Source organism: Mycobacterium sp. 2-64 (genome assembly GCF_035918375.1).
GTDB lineage: Bacteria > Actinomycetota > Actinomycetes > Mycobacteriales > Mycobacteriaceae > Mycobacterium > Mycobacterium intracellulare.
This window is the reverse complement of sequence record NZ_CP142361.1, coordinates 3,621,622-3,639,513: the sequence shown is the minus strand read 5'-3', so window position 1 is coordinate 3,639,513 and position 17,892 is coordinate 3,621,622. Positions and strand designations below refer to the sequence as shown.

The 17,892-nt window shown below is 66.8% G+C and carries 16 protein-coding genes; 8 read left to right on the top strand and 8 right to left on the bottom strand.

Going from position 1 to position 17,892, the window contains the following annotated elements; genetic code table 11:
- Positions 1-39 precede the first annotated feature (39 nt).
- Entirely contained in the window at positions 40-867 is an 828-nt protein-coding gene (locus QGN31_RS16980; protein WP_009956468.1) for an enoyl-CoA hydratase/isomerase family protein, read from the top strand.
- A gap of 16 nt (positions 868-883) precedes the next feature.
- Here QGN31_RS16980 and QGN31_RS16975 read toward each other — a convergent pair whose 3' ends face one another.
- Positions 884-2,071 (bottom strand): amidohydrolase family protein, encoded by a 1,188-nt coding sequence (locus tag QGN31_RS16975; RefSeq protein ID WP_009956467.1) that lies wholly within the window; start codon positions 2,069-2,071, stop codon positions 884-886.
- Positions 2,072-2,370: 299 nt separating this feature from the next.
- Here QGN31_RS16975 and QGN31_RS16970 point away from each other — a divergent pair, with 299 nt between their 5' ends.
- Positions 2,371-3,165: a TetR/AcrR family transcriptional regulator gene (locus QGN31_RS16970; RefSeq protein ID WP_009976174.1), complete on the top strand. Its 795-nt coding sequence runs from the start codon at positions 2,371-2,373 to the stop codon at positions 3,163-3,165.
- Here the strand turns inward: QGN31_RS16970 and QGN31_RS16965 are convergent.
- On the bottom strand, positions 3,154-4,314 hold the full coding sequence (locus QGN31_RS16965; protein ID WP_009956463.1) for an acyl-CoA dehydrogenase family protein: 1,161 nt from the start codon (positions 4,312-4,314) through the stop codon (positions 3,154-3,156). The two genes, QGN31_RS16970 and QGN31_RS16965, sit on opposite strands and share 12 nt — an antisense overlap.
- 104 nt (positions 4,315-4,418) lie before the next feature.
- Here QGN31_RS16965 and QGN31_RS16960 point away from each other — a divergent pair, with 104 nt between their 5' ends.
- The gene (locus QGN31_RS16960; RefSeq protein ID WP_009956462.1) at positions 4,419-5,438 is read left to right on the top strand and encodes an acyl-CoA dehydrogenase; all 1,020 of its coding nucleotides are present in this window, start codon (positions 4,419-4,421) and stop codon (positions 5,436-5,438) included.
- On the opposite strand, the gene QGN31_RS16955 is transcribed toward QGN31_RS16960, so the two are convergent.
- Both QGN31_RS16955 and QGN31_RS16950 read right to left on the bottom strand, forming a co-directional pair.
- Entirely contained in the window at positions 5,417-5,833 is a 417-nt protein-coding gene (locus QGN31_RS16955) for a PaaI family thioesterase (RefSeq protein WP_009956461.1), read from the bottom strand. The genes QGN31_RS16960 and QGN31_RS16955 overlap by 22 nt on opposite strands.
- Positions 5,834-5,876: 43 nt before the next feature.
- The gene (locus QGN31_RS16950; RefSeq protein WP_009956460.1) at positions 5,877-6,785 is read right to left on the bottom strand and encodes an enoyl-CoA hydratase; all 909 of its coding nucleotides are present in this window, start codon (positions 6,783-6,785) and stop codon (positions 5,877-5,879) included.
- Positions 6,786-6,908: 123 nt separating this feature from the next.
- On the opposite strand from QGN31_RS16950, the gene QGN31_RS16945 reads away from it, so the two are divergent.
- The 3 genes from QGN31_RS16945 (at position 6,909) to QGN31_RS16935 (ending at position 10,233) form a co-directional block, all read left to right on the top strand.
- Positions 6,909-7,994 carry an NAD(P)H-dependent amine dehydrogenase family protein gene (locus QGN31_RS16945; protein ID WP_014941662.1) on the top strand — a complete coding sequence of 362 codons (1,086 nt, stop codon included), beginning with the start codon at positions 6,909-6,911 and terminating at the stop codon, positions 7,992-7,994.
- Positions 7,995-8,038: 44 nt separating this feature from the next.
- Complete coding sequence (locus tag QGN31_RS16940) at positions 8,039-8,650, top strand: nitroreductase family protein (protein ID WP_014941663.1); 612 nt, start codon at positions 8,039-8,041, stop codon at positions 8,648-8,650.
- Between the two features lie 386 nt (positions 8,651-9,036).
- On the top strand, positions 9,037-10,233 hold the full coding sequence (locus QGN31_RS16935) for a cytochrome P450 (RefSeq protein WP_014941664.1): 1,197 nt from the start codon (positions 9,037-9,039) through the stop codon (positions 10,231-10,233).
- On the opposite strand, the gene QGN31_RS16930 is transcribed toward QGN31_RS16935, so the two are convergent.
- Positions 10,230-11,285: an Acg family FMN-binding oxidoreductase gene (locus QGN31_RS16930; RefSeq protein ID WP_043954702.1), complete on the bottom strand. Its 1,056-nt coding sequence runs from the start codon at positions 11,283-11,285 to the stop codon at positions 10,230-10,232. The two genes, QGN31_RS16935 and QGN31_RS16930, sit on opposite strands and share 4 nt — an antisense overlap.
- A 322-nt stretch (positions 11,286-11,607) precedes the next feature.
- On the opposite strand from QGN31_RS16930, the gene QGN31_RS16925 reads away from it, so the two are divergent.
- Both QGN31_RS16925 and QGN31_RS16920 read left to right on the top strand, forming a co-directional pair.
- The gene (locus QGN31_RS16925; RefSeq protein ID WP_041785530.1) at positions 11,608-13,017 is read left to right on the top strand and encodes a WS/DGAT/MGAT family O-acyltransferase; all 1,410 of its coding nucleotides are present in this window, start codon (positions 11,608-11,610) and stop codon (positions 13,015-13,017) included.
- 83 nt (positions 13,018-13,100) lie between these two features.
- Entirely contained in the window at positions 13,101-13,433 is a 333-nt protein-coding gene (locus QGN31_RS16920; RefSeq protein WP_014941666.1) for a cupin domain-containing protein, read from the top strand.
- 11 nt (positions 13,434-13,444) lie between these two features.
- Here QGN31_RS16920 and QGN31_RS16915 read toward each other — a convergent pair whose 3' ends face one another.
- Genes QGN31_RS16915 through QGN31_RS16905 form a run of 3 tightly spaced genes read right to left on the bottom strand, consistent with a single transcriptional unit; the run spans position 13,445 to position 17,827 of the window.
- Entirely contained in the window at positions 13,445-16,039 is a 2,595-nt protein-coding gene (locus QGN31_RS16915; RefSeq protein ID WP_014384341.1) for a multicopper oxidase domain-containing protein, read from the bottom strand.
- Positions 16,036-17,127: a hypothetical protein gene (locus tag QGN31_RS16910; RefSeq protein ID WP_014941667.1), complete on the bottom strand. Its 1,092-nt coding sequence runs from the start codon at positions 17,125-17,127 to the stop codon at positions 16,036-16,038. The genes QGN31_RS16915 and QGN31_RS16910 overlap by 4 nt, the downstream gene beginning before the upstream one ends.
- Positions 17,117-17,827, bottom strand: a complete 711-nt coding sequence (locus QGN31_RS16905; protein ID WP_041784898.1) for a helix-turn-helix transcriptional regulator — start codon at positions 17,825-17,827, stop codon at positions 17,117-17,119. The genes QGN31_RS16910 and QGN31_RS16905 overlap by 11 nt, the downstream gene beginning before the upstream one ends.
- Between the last annotated feature and the right edge of the window lie 65 nt (positions 17,828-17,892).

Sequence of the window (17,892 nt, the reverse complement as noted above, 5' to 3'; positions counted from 1 at the left end):
ACGACTACCCCCCAACGAGTGTGAGAGAAGGACCGTGACTTGGCGACACACTACGACACGATCGAGGTCGAGGTCAGGGGCCATGCCGCCTGCGTGACCCTCAACCGTCCTGAGGTGCTCAACGCGATCAACGACGAGATGATCGCCGAACTGGCCGTGGCTTATGCGGAAATCGAACGCTCGCAAGATATCTGGACCGTGATCATCACGGGTGCCGGCCGTGCGTTGTGCGTCGGAGCCGACGTCAACAAGGCCGCCGACCACGACATGGAGAACGCGGCAGGCATCGACAACCAGGGCGAACCCATCCTCAGCTCGATGCGGCAGTGGGACGCCCCGCAGGAGGCGACACCGCCGTGGCTGCAGATGACCAAGCCGATCATCTGCGCGGTGAACGGCATCGCCTGTGGGGCGGGAATGGACCTGGTGACCACGGCGGACATCACCATCGCGTCCGAGCGCGCGACGTTGATGGACCCGCATGTCAGCATCGGCGTGACATCCGGGCGCGAAGGGGTCAGGCTCGCCCGTGTGCTCCCGCTGCCCGTGGCGATGCGGCTGATCCTGATGGGCAAACACGAAAAGCTCAACGCGCAGCGCGCTTATGACTTGGGCGTCTTCACCGAAGTGGTCCCGCACGATGAGCTCATGGCGCGCGCCTGGGAGATCGCCGACATCGTGAATTCGAATGCACCGCTGGCGGTGCGTGGTTCACGTATGGCCGTGCGCAAAGGTCTGACGATGCCCATATACGAGGCGGAACTGCTCGCCGAGAATTACCGGATGAAGGTGGCGCTGACGAAGGATGCCATCGAGGGGCCGCGCGCCTTCCTCGAGAAGCGCCAGCCGCAGTGGAAGGCGCTGTAGGGCTCGACCGGCTGCGTTACACCATCCCGAAGAAGTTCTTTGCGTTGGTGGACAGCACCTTTCGCTTGGTCTCCTCGTCCAGGCCCTCCGTCGCCTTGTTTGCGACCTCGAGACTCCGCGGCCAGTTCGTGTCGTTGTGCGGGTAATCGGTCTCGAACATGAGTTGGTCCGGCCCGACCAGATCCAGGATGCGGAACGCGACCGGATCGCCGAAGGTGGAGAACCACACTCGTCCGGGCACCTGGCTGCTCGGCGGTTCGGTCAAGAGGGGGTGTATGCCGCCCCACGCGCGCCGGTCCTCCCAGACCTCGTCGACACGCTGCAGGTAGTAGGGGATCCAGCCCGCTTGCGCCTCGGCGAACGCGAGCTTGAGGCCGGGGAACTGCATGAGCTTGCCGGAGAACAGCCAGTCGACCATGGCGATGGTGCAGTTGACGGCCATCAGTGCGCTCGTCACGACATGCGGGGAGTCCGGAGAGGACTTGGTCAGCGAAGAACTCGATCCGATGTGGAGCATGATCCCCACCTGGTTTCGCTCGCACGCGGCGAAGAACGGGTCCCAATAGCCGCTGTGAATGGACGGCAGGTCCAGGCGAGAGGGCAGCTCGGAGAAGCACACCGCGCGCATCCCCCGGGCGGCCACCCTTTCGACCTCTTTCGCGGCGAGCTCGACGTCCCAGAGCGGGATGATGCCGAGCGGGATCAGCCGACCGTTCGAGCTGCCACCCCACTCGTCGATCTGGAAGTCGTTGTAGGCCTCGACACAGAGCCTGGCGAGCTCCTTGTCCTTGCCGTACAGGAAGCGTTGGCCGCAAAAGCGTACGAGGGTGTTGGGAAAGCAGGCCGAGGCTTCGATGCCGGCAATGTCCATGTCCGCGAGCCGATCCGCGGGACGGTAGCAGCCGGGGCGCATCTCGTCATAGGTGATCGGGTCGGTGGTGAGTTCGTCGATTTCATAGCCGGCGGCCGCGCTGATGAGCGGGATCGGGATAACCGCGTCCTCGTAGTGCCAGATGTCCGCGTCGCGGCCCTCGTCGTCCTCGACGAAAGCCACATCGGACGTGACGGATGGATCCATGCGCCCGCGCGTGCGAACGATCCGCGGGCCGATGTCGCGATAGCGCTCGGGCAGCCGGCTGGTCCACAAATCGGCCGGCTCCACCAGATGGTCGTCCGGCGAGACGATGAGGATGTCTGCGCTCAACGCTGCACTCCTTCGAAAACGGCCCATGGCTTCAGTGAGTGGCACACGGATTCAGAAATGAGAATGACCGTTTCCACGGTACCGCATCAGGCGGCCCGGCGCGCCGGGGCACCTCTGGACTGCCGTCGGACCAAGGCTCCTCGGAGGCGTACCGGCTCTGGGAGAACCGCCCCAGTGCGGGCCGCCGTCGAACCTTCGGGGCCGATGCCGGCAGTAATCACTTACCTGCAGTGAGAATCAACATGCACGTGTAGGTAGATCGCACATTTTCCGCGTCGGGCGGGTAGTCTTTCCGCATTATGCCTACGAAGAAGCCCGCCGGTCCCGAAACCGAAACCGGCTTGGAATTGGTCGACAACAACGTCGAGCTGCACGGCTCGTGGCAGCAACGCACGATCGAGCGGCGTCTGAGTTCTGCCAGAGCGCGTGCACTCGCGCGCAGTTCGCGGTTCCTGGCCACCGCGCTGGAATTGGTAGAGGAGTCGGGCAAGGCCGATTTCACGATCCAGACCCTCATCGACAGGTCGAATCTCAGCCTGCGAGCGTTCTACCAACACTTCGCGGGTAAAGAAGAACTGATGTTGGCGCTCTATGAGAACGTCACGAGTCAGTTCACCGAGGACATTCGCCACGATGTCGCGGCCGCCGACGGTCCGATGGAGCAACTCGAGGCTTTCTGCCGGGGCGTTCTGTCCCGCGCGGAGTCGTCGGAAGCCGTCGGGGGCCGGGTCATGACGATCTACAACCTGAGCCTGGAGATCGAGCGGCCGGACGACTTCGCAAAGGTCTGGGAGCCGCACCTGAAGCTGCTGACGAAGATCCTCACGTCGTGTGCTCGGGCCGGATTGGTACGCACGGATCTGACCCCCGCGCAGCTGACCACGTTGCTGAACACCACGCTGACGGCGCTCGCTCAAATCGGCGTTTTTCATCTGGGCGGCAAGGGTTCCAAGCTGACGGAGGACCAGTTGTGGGCGTGGTGCAAACAGGCCGTCACGCCGCCCGCGTCGGACGTCAAAGCCAAGCCGGCGCGCAAGGCGCCGCGTGCCGCAGCCGGCGGACGGGCCGGACGGCCGAAGAAACTAACGGGGTAGGCCGAGCCCGCGCTGGGCGATGATGCTGCGCTGGATCTCGCTGGTGCCCGCATAGATCGTCGTGCCCAACGAGAATCGCAGCGAGTGGTCAAACCGCCCGCGTTCGGGAGCGGTCGGCTCGAGGTAGCTGCGTAGACCGTCCGGGCCGACGAGTTCGAACACGTCCTGGCTGGCACGCTCGAGCGCCTCGGTGCTGAACACCTTGGACATTGACCCCTCGGCCACCGGTATGTCGCCCTGCTCGACCATCCACACGCACCGGCGCTGCAGCAGCATCGACACCTCGGCCTCCATCGCGACGCGGGCGAGCCGGCGCCGGACGTCGGTATTGGCGATCGGCAGTGAGCCGTCGCCGGACGCGCTGGTGGTTGCCCAATGCTCGGCATGGTGCAGCAGCCGGATCAGGTGGGGCCCCCATCCGGACGCGTGCTCGTCTTGCAGCGACAGGCTGAGCACCTGCCAGCCGCCATCGACTTCGCCGATGCGCCACTCGTCGCCGATCCGGACGTCGCTGTAGAAGGTGATGTTGGTGCGTTCCCCGGAAAGCGTCCATACGGCTTGTGCCGCAAAGCCATCAGAGTCGCCCGGCACCAGGAACATCGTCAGGCCTTTGTGTTTCGGCTTGTCCGGGTTCGTGCGCGCAAGCAGGAACACGAAGTCGGCGAGGTGACCGTTGGTGGTGAACATCTTGGAGCCGTTGATCACCCACCCGTCGCCGTCGCGCACGGCGCGGGTGGCGGCCGCCGCGACGTCCGACCCGCATTCGGGTTCGGTGAAGCCGAGCGCAATGGTGATGTCGCCGTTGATGGCTCCGGTGAGGATGCGGTCCTTCAAGAAGGGGGTGCCGATCTCACGGATGATCGCCGCAACCATCCTGGTTGTCTCGGAGAGGTACACCGGCGCGTCATACCGCATCAGTTCCTCTTTGACGACCTGATCGTCCCATGCGTTGCGGCTCTGTCCGCCGAACTCGACGGGCCAGGCCGGAGCGAAATAGCCCTTGTCGACGAGACTTTTGGCGAACTCGTCGTCGTGTGCGACCCCGCTGCGGTAGATGCGTTCCTCGAATTCGGGGGTCAACACGTCGTGCAAGTGGGCACGGAGTCCGTCGCGGTAGGTCTCGGTCTCCGTATCGAGCTGAAAGTGCATGTATGCACGCCAATCTGTCGTGGCACGCGGCCCAGGACGGTACGCATGGCAATGTTAATCTCAATTTTGAGAGTAACCATATCCGCACGTGACGGGGCGATAACGTGGACCTGAGCCTGACGGGCGAACAGAGACAGTTGGTGGATTCGTTCGCCGCGCTGTTTGCGCGCGAGTCGACATCCGAACGAGTCCGGGCGGCCGAGCCGTTGGGCTTCGACCTCAAGCTGTGGAAGGCCCTGCTGGAGACGGGGGCGGTGGAGATGGCGGTCGACGAGGCGGCCGGCGGATGGGGCGCGCCCGAACTGGAACTCGCGTTGATTGCCGAACAGTTCGGACGCGCGGTCGCGTCCGCTCCCGTCATCGAAGCGCAGGTTGCCGCGCGGCTGCTGGCGGCGTCCGGCGAGGCCGGTACCGGGCTTTTGAATGAGGTCCTCGCCGGTGAGCAGCTGGTCACGTTCGCGCCCCGCACCGGTCGCGGTGGTCGGTTGGGGTTGGTGCCCGGCGGGGCGGTGGCAGACCACGTCATCGCCCTGACCCAGGGGCGGCTGCTGGTGGTGCCGATCGGCGAGAACCGCACCATAGTGGAAAACCTTGGGTCAATGCCGCTGGCGGACATCATGATTGACGATGGTCCCGTCGTCCTTGCGGACGGGCCGCAGGCGCGCGGCCTATTCGATGGCGCCCTTGACCTGTGGCTCGCGCTGACCGCCGCGGCTTTGGCGGGCGCGGCCAAGAGGGCCGTGGAGATCGGCGTCGACTACGCCCAGCAACGTCATGCGTTCGGAACCGCGATCGGCTCGTTCCAGGCGGTGTCTCACCCGCTGGCCGACAGCGCCACCGCCGCCGATGGGGCGCGGCTGCTCGGGCTCAAGGCCGCGTGCGCATTCGCCGACGAGCCGGATTGCGTTCGCGAACTGGCTGCGATGGCGTTCGCATTCGCCTATGAGACGGCGCGCGACGCCACTCGGCGCAGCCTGCACATTCAGGGCGGATACGGGTTCGGCATGGAGGGCGACATCCAGCTTTACTATCGCCGGGTTCGGGGATGGGCAATGGTTTTCGGCGAACCCGCGGTCGCATTGGACCGGGTGGCCGATGCGCGCTATGGCGCCGCCGCGGAGTGAACAGAATCGCGACGCGCAAGGATCGCGAAGCTCAGCGTCGCACGCGCCGCGAGTCGGTCGCGGCCAACGTCGAAGACGTCGACGGCAACAACGATCATCCGTTTTCCCGCGCGCACCAACGTGGCGACCGCACGCGCGGGGCCATCGACGATCGGTGCCAGGAAATGGATGGACATGTCCGCGGTTCCCGCGCCGTCGCCGTCGCCGGCATATTTGACCGCAAGGCGCCCTGCGGCGACATCGATGAGAGTGGCTACCAGCCCACCCTGCAGCGCGCCGCGAATGTTCCTCAGGTCTCCTCGGTTGTGCAGGTCAACGACGACCGAGTCATCGGTGTCGACGACGTCGTAGAACGGCAGCTGGGCGAAAAGATGTCCCGGAACGGTGACGTCCATAGGGCGTGGCGCCGCGGGCGAGTTATTGGTCACCGGCACAACGTTAGACGCTGGACCGGACCTGATCTTTCACGGCCAAGACAACCGGGGGAGCGCTCCGCCAGTTCGGCACCCCTTGCGCCTCGCCGGCGGTGGGGAGCTTGTCCTCCCGGATCTGGGCCCAGTGCGAGTGATTCAATTGGTGCAACGCGAAACACGACTGCAGCGCGTTGTAAAAACCCATGTTGTCGACTGATTGGTTTACCGACTCTTTGATGAGCAGGGCCGCCATCGTGGGCACCTCCGCGATGCGTCGCGCCAACTCGAGAGTGCGTTCGGCCAGTTCGTCGCGCCGGAAGATCTTGCTCACCATGCCGAGCCGGTAGGCCTCTTCGATCCCGATCGCGTCACCGGTGAGCATGAGCTCCTTCGTGCGCCGCGGTCCGAATTCCCAGGGATGGCCGAAGTATTCCATGCCGCACATGCCCAGCCGCGTGCCTACCACATCGGCGAAGCGCACCTCTTCGCTGCCCACGATGAGGTCACAGGCCCAGATCAGCATGAGTCCCGCCGAGAACACGTCGCCGTGCACCTGGGCGATGGTGATCTTTCGTAGGTTGCGCCAGCGCAGGTTGTTTTGAAAGAAATAGTGCCATTCCTGCAGCATGGTCCGCTCCGCTCCATCGCGCGTACCGCCGTTGATGGTCACGGTGGGGTGCTGGCCGGGCCCGGGGCCGAACTCGGCACGCGCCTGCTTGGAGCCGATATCGTGGCCCGACGAAAACATCGGGCCCTCGCCGGCCAAGACGACGACGCGGACGTTGTCATCGGATTCGGCGCGGGCAAACGCCTCGTCGAGTTCGACCAGCATGCCGCGGTTTTGGGCGTTGCGCTGGTCGGGGCGGTTCAGCGAGATCCGAACGATCATGCCGTCGTCGAAGGTCTCCCACTTCAAGAATTCGTAATCGCTCACCGTTCGACCCTTCGTCCCGCATCCGGTAATGGTGTTATCTCTATATGAGAAGATATGTTCTCACAGGTCGGCGGGCGACGACCGGAAGGGGTGCCGATGGCGGACGGTCGAGGTAAGCCACGAGTGATCCTGTGGGGTCCTGGTCAGGTCGGCATCGGCGCGTTGCGTGCCCTCATCGCCCATCCCGGCCTGGAGCTGGCCGGCGTCGTGGTGCACGCGGAAGCCAAGGACGGCAAGGACGCCGGCGACCTGTGCGGGATGCCCGCGACCGGCGTCATCGCCACGCGGGACATCGGTGCCGCACTATCGGTGGACGCCGACGTGGTGGCCTACTTCGCGTCGGGTGACTATCGCTACCACGACGCGGCGGTGGACATCGCCCGCTGCCTGCGCGCTGGCAAGCACGTGGTGTGTACCTCGTTGGTGCCCATGTGTTATCCGCCCGCTGCCGACCAGGAAACCGTCGAACTGCTCGAGGCGGCCTGCGCGGAGGGCGGGACCAGCTTTTTCAACAGCGGTGTCGATCCGGGCTGGGCCAACGATGTGATCGCGCTGACGATGACGGGCTTCAGCAGCCGTGTCGACGGCATCACCATGCTCGAGATGCTCGATTACGGCCCGATCCGTCAACCCGACATCATGTTCGACTTCATGGGGTTCGGGCATACCCCCGATCATCCGGCGCCGCTCTTCGACCCCGACCGCCTCGCCGCGTTGTGGGGACCCACCGTGCATCTGGTCGCGGATGGTGTTGGCCTGCCACTCGATCGCGTCGAGACGACGATCGAGAAATGGTTGGCGACAGAGCGTTACGAAGTGGCGTCGGGGTGGATCGAACCGGGAACCATGGGAGGAATGCGATTCAAGCTCGCCGGAATGGCCGGTGGAGAGGAACGCGTTGTGCTGGAACACATCACCCGAATGGGCGACGGTGCCGCGCCGGATTGGCCGCGGCATCCATCACCGCTCGGTGGCTACCGGGTCATCGTGGACGGCCTGCCCACCTACACCGTCAACATCGAGATGCACGGCCGCGGGGACAACATGCGCGGCCTGACCTACGCGACGGTTATGCGCGAACTCAATGCCATCCCCGCGGTGATGGCCGCACCAGTTGGTTTGCTGTCCACCCTCGATCTGCCGTTGGTCACCGGTCCCGTGCGCGGTGGAACCTGGCGGGGCGTGCTGCCCGCAAAGGCGAAGCTGTGAGCGAACAACCGGTCCCGCCCGCATCGGTGGATCTATGGGAGGTCATGCGGACCGCGTCGGCGGTACGGCGCTATCGCGACGAACCCGTCTCCGACGAGGCCATCGACGCTTGTCTGCGTGCGGCGAGTTGGGCTCCGTCCGGCGGCAACCAGCAGCCGTGGAAGTTTGTGGTGCTGAGATCGAGCCCTCTGCGCGACGTGGTCACGGCGGCGGCTCACAAGACATGGGACGTCATGACCGAGTTCTATCGGCTTTCAATGCCCGAGGACGAGGCTGACGACCCCAAGTCGCGCGTGCTGCGCGCGATGGCTGAGCACATGAGCGTCGGAGGCGCGGCGCCCGTGCTGGTGCTGTTCTGTGTCCAGCCGCAGCGGGGAACCACCGAACTACAGCAGGGAGGGTCGATCTTTCCCGCCGTCCAGAACTTCCTGCTGGCGGCGCGGGCGCAAGGCCTGGGCGCGGCGATCACCCTGTGGCACGGGTCCTGCGAGGATCAGCTGCGGTCCATGGTCGCAATCCCTGACGACTGGCTCATCGCGACTCTGCTCACGGTGGGCTGGCCCAAGGGCGGGCACCACGCGGTGCGGCGCAAACCGCTTGATGAGGTGGCGTCGATCGATCGTTGGGATCAATCCTGGAGCAAGAGGATGGCGTGAGGCACCCAGCGGTAGAAAATCGCGCTGCTTCAACAGCATTCCTGTCGCCAATGTGCGGGCGGCCGCGTGGTCTGACGCGCCTCACCCGGTCGACGGGACGCGAGATGAGCCGCCCCACCTACTGCCCAGCGGGGGGTGAGTGAGCACGGCTGGCGTTACATTTGCCTGTGCTAGTGTAACTGCGTTGTCGCAACGGGCCGACGGGAAACTGATGACCGCTGAGCAAGTCATGCCTGCCGAGATCGCCGCAGGGAGCCACAACGACGTCGGCGAAGTCATGAGCACTTCGCTTACACCGCGACATTCGACATCGAAATCGTGCAGCCCGGCGCCGACGGCGTCGGTCCCATTCAGCTGAACAGCCCTGCAGCCCCGACGGAGTTCTGATGACCGTGCCCACCGCCCCCACCGAATCCGACCTGTACTACGACCCCTACAACATCGACCTCAACATGAACCCCTATCCGGTGTTCGCCCGGATTCGGGAAGAGGCGCCCCTGTACTACAACGAACAGCACGACTTCTACGCGCTGAGCCGCTACGACGACGTCAACAAGGCGGTCATCAACCACGAGACGTTCATCTCCGGGCGCGGAGCCCTGCTCGAGATCATCAAGTCGGGCATGGAAATACCGCCGGGCACACTGATTTTCGAGGATCCGCCGATCCACAACATTCACCGCAACCTGCTGTCGCGGGTGTTCACTCCGCGCAAGGTGCTCGCACTCGAGCCGCAGATCCGCGAGTTCACCGCGCGGTGCCTGGATCCGCTGGTCGGGTCGGGTCGGTTCGACTTCGTCAACGACCTCGGCGAGCAGATGCCCATGCGCGTCATCGGCATGCTGCTGGGGCTCCCGGAAGACCGGCAGCGGCAGATCACCGACCACGGCGAGGAGACCCTGCAGGGGAAGACCGTCGACGCGCTGGCCACCGGCGAGGTGTTCGCGGAGTTCGTCGACTGGCGCGCCGAACACCCGTCCGACGACATCATGACCGACCTTCTCAACGCCGAGTTCGAGGATGAGACCGGCACGGTGCGCAAGCTGCGCCGTGACGAGCTGTTGATGTACCTGACGGTTATCGCCACGGCCGGTTCCGAGACCACCACCCGGCTGATCGGCTGGGCCGGTAAGACGCTGGCCGACTACCCGGATCAGCGCCGTGATCTGGTGGAGAACCCGGGACTGATTCCTCAGGCGATCGAGGAGATTCTGCGGTGGGAACCGCCGGCGCTCCAGATCGCCCGCTACGTCACCCGCGATGTCGAGTACTACGGCCAGACCGTGCCGGAGGGTTCGGCGATGCTGATGCTCGTCGGCGCGGCCAACCGCGACCACCGCCGGTTCCCGCCGGACGGTGACGTCTTCGACATCTACCGGGAACAGCGTTCTCACATGACCTTTGGCGCGGGCACGCATTTCTGCATGGGCAACGCGCTGGCCCGCCTGGAGGGTCGGATCGCGTTGGAGGAGATCCTCAAGCGTTTCCCGGCGTGGGAGGTCGACTGGGCCAACGCGGTGCCCTCGGAGACCGCCGCGGTCCGCGGCTGGGCGGCCATGCCTACGTTGGTTTCCCGTTCCTAACGCGCAGTGCACGTCGCTTGCACGTCTGACCACTGCACGACGTCTGACCACTGCACGACGTCGGAGAGCGCGCGCCGCGGCGTGGGCGGCAAGGCGGCCGCGCTGTCCGCGGCCCATCCCACCCGAAGCAGCATCTGCGGATAGCCCTGCGCACCCCACACGTCGTCGCGGACGGCGTCGCGCGTTTCCGGGATTTCCAGGGGCTCGGTGATCGGACAAGACGCCAGCCCCATCGCCGTCGCCGTCAACAGCAGCGCGCTGGTGGCCTCACCGGCGCGGAGTTGAGCCAGACGGTCATCGGCCTCGCTGCCGAGCACCAGGATGATGGCATTGTCCTCGGCGGGTGAGGTGCCCGGCGGCTGCGCCAGGCCCGGTCCGGCGAAGATGCGGCCGGGGATCGGTGCGCCGCAATCGTGTTCGGGGATGTTGCGGGCAGGCACGCCGGCCCGCGACCCGTATCGGCCGCTCCACTTGGCGAGTTCGACAAGGTAATCTCGGTCGGTCGCGTGGGACAGCGCGGCTCGCTTGACGATCTCGTGCAGCCTTTCCCGGGCGTCGACGACGCGCAGCGTCACTCCCATTCGAGCGGCCACGGCAGCCATCGCGGCGATATCGCGCGCCGCGACCGGGCGTGCGCTGTAGTTCCGCCGATCGGTTCGCCGCTGCGGGATTGCCGCCGCCAGGAGGAGGTCGTTGCGATCGGGTGTGGATGGGGACACCTCGATGGCGGCGAGCTGGCTGGGGTCGGCCGGATCGGGGAGGCGGCGCACGTCGGCGCACCAGCCCATCGCCGCCAGAGCGACAACGCAATGATGAAGTGCTGCACCGCAACTCAGGATCATGTCGCGGCCGTCCGGGTCGGTACTCGGTAACCGCATGCCCGGATCGGTGTAGAGGTGCAGGCTGGTGCGATCCACCCGCCACCGCCACGGCTGCGTGTTGTCGATCGAGGGTGCCCGGGTTGCCAGCGTGAGGACGGCGTCGACGACCTGCGCATCGGGAAAGGGCCGGGCGTTCTCGGCAAAGGCCTTCGTTTTCACCGTATCCAACACGACTGCCTCCGATCTCCGATGACCGAGCCCTGCTTGCGCAAAGTCTATATAAGTGAATAATATCCTCTAAATAGGCACACCTGCAAGCACGAAAGGCGCTTGGGTCGGATGTCCACCAGGACGGCAACACTCGCTGAAACTCACGACACCGGGGGTTATCGGCGGCGCCGACACGCCTTTGAGTGGGGGATAACGCCGGTGCCGCCGCCCATCTGGGTGCATGAGCGCCCGGACTTGGGACTTTTGGCCCTGCTGTCGACGGTCCCGCGCAACGGATAATGGTGTTACGAACAGTTGCATATAAAGTTGGGAGGTGGCGGCCGTGGACCAATTGACCACTCTTGATGCCGGTTTTCTCAAGGCGGAAGACGCCGACCGGCACGTGAGTTTGGCAATCGGCGGTCTGGCCGTGATCGAGGGCCCGATCCCGGACCGGGACGAGTTGATGACGACCCTCGCGCTGCGGATCCGCGCGTGCCCCCGATTCGGGCAGCGCCTGCGCACGCGCCCGTTCGACCTCGGTGCGCCCGAATGGGTGGACGATCCAAACTTTGATCTCGGTCGTCACGTCCGGCACGTCGCCCTCCCGCGGCCCGGCGGCGACCGAGAGCTCTTCCAGCTTGCCGCCGACGTGATCTCCCGGCGCCTGGACCGCGATCGCCCGCTGTGGGAAATCTGGATCATCGAAGGCCTCAGTGACAACCGGTGGGCGATGCTCACCAAGATCCACCACTGCATGGCCGACGGAATTGCCGCCACCCACATGCTTGCCGGCCTGTGCGATGACGGCATCGGCGAGAGCTACGCAAGTCATATCCGTGCCATTAAAGAACCTGAAGCGCAAGGGGTTTCACGCAGCAGACCGGGACTCAATCCATTTAACATGCTGGGTGGCCTGTGGAATGCGTCGACGGCCATCACGGCGACCGCTGCCCGCACAGCGTTGGGCGCCGCGGAAATCGCCGTGGGCTTGCTGCGCCCTACGACGACGTCTCTGAACGGGCCGATCACCACGTTGCGCCGGTACGGCGTCGCGCGCGTGCCACTCGCCGACATAGCGCAGGTATGCCAGACCTTCGATGTCACCATCAATGACGTTGCGCTGGCCGCGATCACGGAGAGCTACCGCAACATCCTCGTTCAGCGAGGCGAGGCACCGCTACCGGATGCGCTTCGCGCGCTGGTGCCGGTGTCCATGCGGTCCGTCGACGCGTTGGACAAAACCGATAACCGGGTGTCGGTGATGCTGCCGTACCTACCGGTCGACGAGGAGCACCCGATCGAGCGGCTGCGGACAGTCCACTCCCGCTTGGACCGCACGAAGTCTCACGGTCAGCGCCAGGCGGGCCACGCCTTCGTGTCGTTGGCCAATCGCATTCCATTTCCCCTGACCGCGTGGGCGGTCCGGTTATTGACCCAGCTGCCGCAGCGTGGCGTCACCACCCTGGCAACGAATGTTCCGGGGCCCCGTCAGCCGTTGCAGCTCATGGGGCAACGGGTGCTCAGCGTGTTCCCGGTCCCGCCGATTGCGATGCAATTGCGAACCGGAGTGGCCATGCTGAGCTATGCCGAGGACCTGTTCTTCGGCGTCCTCGCCGACTACGAGGCGGTGGCCGACATCGACGCACTGGGCCGCGGAATCGAGCTGGCGGTGGCCCACCTGGTGGCGATCAGTAAGCAGCGCAAACGAATACATGGTCGCCGAGGGCTGACGCTCGTCGCCAACAGCTGACAGGACCCCACGATGACTGGTTGGTCGCCGCCGGTGCGCCGTCGCCGTGTGCCATGCTGTGCGACGAGAAAGGAGCCTGACCGATGGACAAGATCTCGCCCACAGCTCTCGCGCGCGAGCAGCTGGCGGCCGCGCACCGAGCGGCCAGCGGCCGCAGCGCGCATACGGTGTACGGCGGTCATCAACACACATTGCGGCAAACCATGGTCGCCCTGACCGCCGGATCGGCGCTGTCCGACCACGACAGCCCCGGCGAAGCCACGTTGCAGGTATTGCACGGACGCGTCCGCCTGACGTCACCGGAGACCAGCTGGGACGGGGCCCCGGGCGATCACCTGGTGATCCCACCGACCCGCCACGGGCTACAGGCCGTCGAAGACTCCGTCGTCCTGCTCACCGTCGCCAAACACGTTTAGCGGTCGCCCGATCACCGCCCGGCCACCTCGATGATGCCGTGGGCGCCGCGTTCGGCGTCGACCATCGCATGTGACACGAACGGGTATCGACCCGGCTCGCCGAAGGTCAATTCGACGAATCCGCCTTGGGCCGCGAACAATCCGAGCGTCTGCGCGCCGCCCGCGCCCGGGCCTCCCTTACCGCCCAGCCGGTAGTCGCCCTCGGACCACACGGTGTCGAACTGCCCCCCGACGACGTGGAAGGACGTGCCCCGGTTCGGTCCCGCGGCGAGCACCCAGATGCGAACGCGCTCGCCCACCCGAGCGGTCAGCGGCGCGTGGTCGTATTGGCGGGCGTAGCCGTTGAACACCACCAGGTCGGGCGTGTCCTTGGCGACCTTGTCGGCGTCGGCCTCGCCTCCGGGCCGGCCGAGGTACATCTCCGACTGCTCGATCAGGTATTCGCGATCCACGCGCGGCAGGTCCGGCGGGTCGATGATCACCGCCCCGAACATGCCGTTGGCGATGTGCAGTGACATCGGCATCGTCGAGCAGTGATACAGCCAGATTCCCGCCCGCGTGGCGGTGAACCGATACACCAGGCGCTGGCCGGGTTGGATGGTGCGCATCGGTCGGTCGGGGGCCAGCGCCCCGGCGTGGAAGTCGATCGAATGCCCGGTGCTGCCGTCGTTGACGAGGGTGATTTCGAAGACGTCACCGATCTTGCCGCGCAACGTGGGTCCGGGGGCGGTGCCACCGAATGTCCAGAGCCGCTGGGTGATCCCGGGTGACACCTCCCGTTGGATCTCGGTCACCGGCAGCGTCAGGCGATGCTCGACCGTTGCCGGGGGCAGCGTGGCGTCACGCGGGGTGAAGCCCGGCCCGCGGTCGGCACCGAGGCTGCGGGCGATGTCGCCGGGAGGGATCGTCGCGCCGGGGGCCGGCCCGTGGTGACCGGGATGCACCGAATGCGTTGTGGGCATCGGCGCACCGGTCACCCGGACCGAAAAGACCATACCCATCTGTCGGTGTCCGGCCACGGCGCACCAGCCGTCGAGGTTGGAGCCGATCACCCCGGCATCCAGGACGGTCGACTCGCCCGGTGAGATCCGTCCGGTGCGAGTGCCGTTGGACAGCACCAGATCGTGTTGGTCGGTGCCGGTATTGGCAAGAGTGATCTGCAGCCGGTCACCGGCGGGAACCTCGACCGTGTCCGGCACGAAGCGCATCCCCTCGATTCGGAGCGACGCTGTGGTGGTGTGTCCGGTGGCGGCCACGGCCACCCGGGGTGAGGTGCCGATACCGAGCGACGACGCCGGGTCGGCCGCCACGCCGGCCGCGGTCGACAGCACGACAACCCCGAGTCCGGCGGCGGCGACGCCGCGGCGCCGGCGCGGGGGCACCCCCTCCGGCTGGCCCGGGGTCGTGGGCTTGTCGCGGTCCCGGTGCGCCCGCCACGCCGCCCGAACCAGCAGCGGCAGGAAGGCCGCGTAGGACACCAGCACCAGAATCGAAGCCGCGACCCGCACCAGGCTGGGAGCCGGAAGAACACAGAGCAGCAGCCCGGCGTTGGCGACGGTGAGCCGCCACGGCGCCCCGCGCTCGAGCTCTGCGCCGGCGGCCAGCGTCGACGCGCGCCCACCCATCACGACCGGCGCCAGATAGGTCAGCGAACCGAGCAGCACCTGCACCAGGAAGCCGGCCAGCACCGGCGCGGTGAGTTCAGCGGCTGCCGCGACCGCCGCCGGCCAGCTCGGCGCGATGGCCAGTGCGACGGCGGCGAAGGCCAGCGACCCGATCAGCCAGGCCACACCCGCCAATACCGAGAGGGTTGCAAAGTCGTTGGGGCGCTTGCGGCGGATCTCGTCGAGGTGCGGCCGCAGCACGATCCCGGCGGCACCGAGATACCCGAGGGCGCCCAGTCCGGTGATCGGCGGTGATCCCACCACCGCACCGCCGACGGTCACGGCCAGCGCGGTCAGCAGGGCCGGCAGGCCGTGGCGAGCGGCCACCTCGACCCCGGTGGCCATCCGGGTGCGCAGCATCGTCGGCCACAGCGTGACCAGCGTGCCCAGCACCGTGAGCCCCACCCAGCCGAACAAATTCACCGCCGCATGCGCGATGACGAATCGCTCGTGGACGCGGCCGGGGAGCGCCGAATTCGCCATCGCCACACCAAATCCCGCGCCGAGGGCCAGACACACCGTCGCGGCGACGTAGTAGCGCACGGTGACGCCGAAGCGGGCGGGTAGCGCGGTGCGCATCTGCTGCAGCAGTGTCGCGCCGTGCGCCAGGGCGGCGACGGCGACCACCACACCGCCCGCCAGCACCACCGGCCACCACCGGCCCAGCATGCCGGCGACCACCGTGACGGCACCGGCGTTAAAGGCCGTGATACGCAACACTTCCGCCGTCCGCGCCGGATCCGGCGGCCGGCGCAGCAGCGCATCAGCGAAATGGCGGCTCCAGATCAGGATCGCGTTGCCGGCGGCGCCCAGGGCCAGCAGATGGACCAACAGCCAGCCGGACAGCGGAATGAATCGATGCGCGGCCGCCACCACGACGAGCGCGGCGAGCCAGGCGAACACGACCGCACCGGCGCGCAGGTGCCATCCCGAACGATTCATGCCGGCACCCGACGGGCCGCGCGCAGGGCCGAATTGAGGGCGACGGCAACGAATGCGAGGACGGCGACGATGTTCAGCACGCCGCCCGCCTGCAGCGCCCAGTGGACGCCGCGTGCGTCACCGACCGCCAGTCGCAGCAGCAGCGACGCATGCAACACCGCGGCCGGGCCGTACATCAGGGGGGTGTAGGGCAGTGGGCGGCGCAACACGGCCGGCAGGATCACGGGTGCGTGCGCCATGATCATCGACAGCACAAAGCCCAGCATCACCGCGTGCACCACCGCGTCATAGCTTGCGCCGGCAGGTGTTTGGCCGACCAGCAGCCATGTCGACGCCGGTACCAGCAGCCATCCGTAGCCGGCGAGCAGGCACACCGCCATGTATCGGGGCAGCCCCGTCGCGCGCACGGTGCGGCGGGCGACATCGAACCGACCCAGCCACGCCACCGTCGCCAACAGCGTCGCCCCGAGCAGCGGATAGCCGAACGTCGGCCACAACAGCGCGGCGACGGTGGCCGCGACCATCGCCACGACGATCGCCGTGAGCAGCGCCTCGGCCCGGGTGCCGAGCATGGCGACGCGGGCGAGTTCGAGGCGCTCCCCGACGATCGTGAGGATCAAAAATCCCGACAGCCAGGGCAACAGATCGGGGATCGGCACGCCGCCCAGCCACAACAGTGCCGCGCCGGTCGCCAAAACGGCACCGCCGACCTGGACCAGAACCGACACATCGGCGGCCCGTCGCCACAGCGGCACGTACACCGCGACCAACATCGCGGATCCGGCGAGCAACAGGACGCCGCCGAGGTTGCGGGGTACCCGGGTGACCAGCAACACCGCGCCGGCGCCGAGAAACAGCGGGCTCAGGTAGGCCCACCAGTGCTGCGCGGCCACGGCGCGCTCCAGCGCAATCACCGTGCCGACGAACCCGAGCACCAGCAGGATGCCGTGCACCTCGGTCAGCCGGGTGGTTTCGATCGGTGCGGGGAGGCCAAGCAGCATCAGCGCCGTGTCAAGCCCGGCCAACAGCGCGAACCCGCCGGGCACCAGCAGCAGCGCCCGGGGCGGGAGGGCTCGGTCAGTCATCATGCCGCACAACGGGATCGGGTAAGAACAGCCGGCAGGCGCCGGGTTCGGCGAACGGGATGAGACCAAGCCCCGGTGTGTCGGCGGCGCCGAGCCGCTCCAGCATTCCCTCGACGATGCCGAGGTGGACCTGACAGACGATGGTCGGGTAGCGACGGGCCGCGTTCAGCAGAGGACAGCGGCGCAGCGCGATGCCTCGGTGCGCACTCAGCGCGTCTGGGTCGTCATCCGGCGCGAAGCCGAGGCGGGCCAGCGCCTCGAGCACGGACTGCCGCGCATCACCGCCGGTCTGGCTGTACTCGTCGATGAGTTCGCGGCCCCACTCGACGCCGGCGGCGCGCGCGTCGCGCTCCGGGTGAGCGCTGGTGCGAGCGAGCTGTCCGGCCAGCGCGGTCGCCAAGCCCGCGTAGTCACGTATCGCCACCGCGGGGTCGGCGGCCGACGCCCGATACAACGTGGCCGGACGTCCGCGCCCGGAAGTCCTGGCGATGGAGCGTTCGACGAGCCCGAGTTCGACGACCGCGTCGAGATGTTCGCGAACGGTGTTGGCGTGCAGGTCAAGCGCCGCGGCGGCCTCCGCGACCCGGACGGGGGAGTGGGCGCGCACGTACTCGAGCACCCGTAGCCGCTGCCCGGACAGCGCCACCGGCGCCTCCAGCACCGGCGTGGGGCGGGGGCCCAGGACGATAGGCTCTTTTTTCATGGAATTTACTGTAGTAAATTATTGGACGATGCACATAGGGCAATGAGTCACATTCGCTCAGCGGA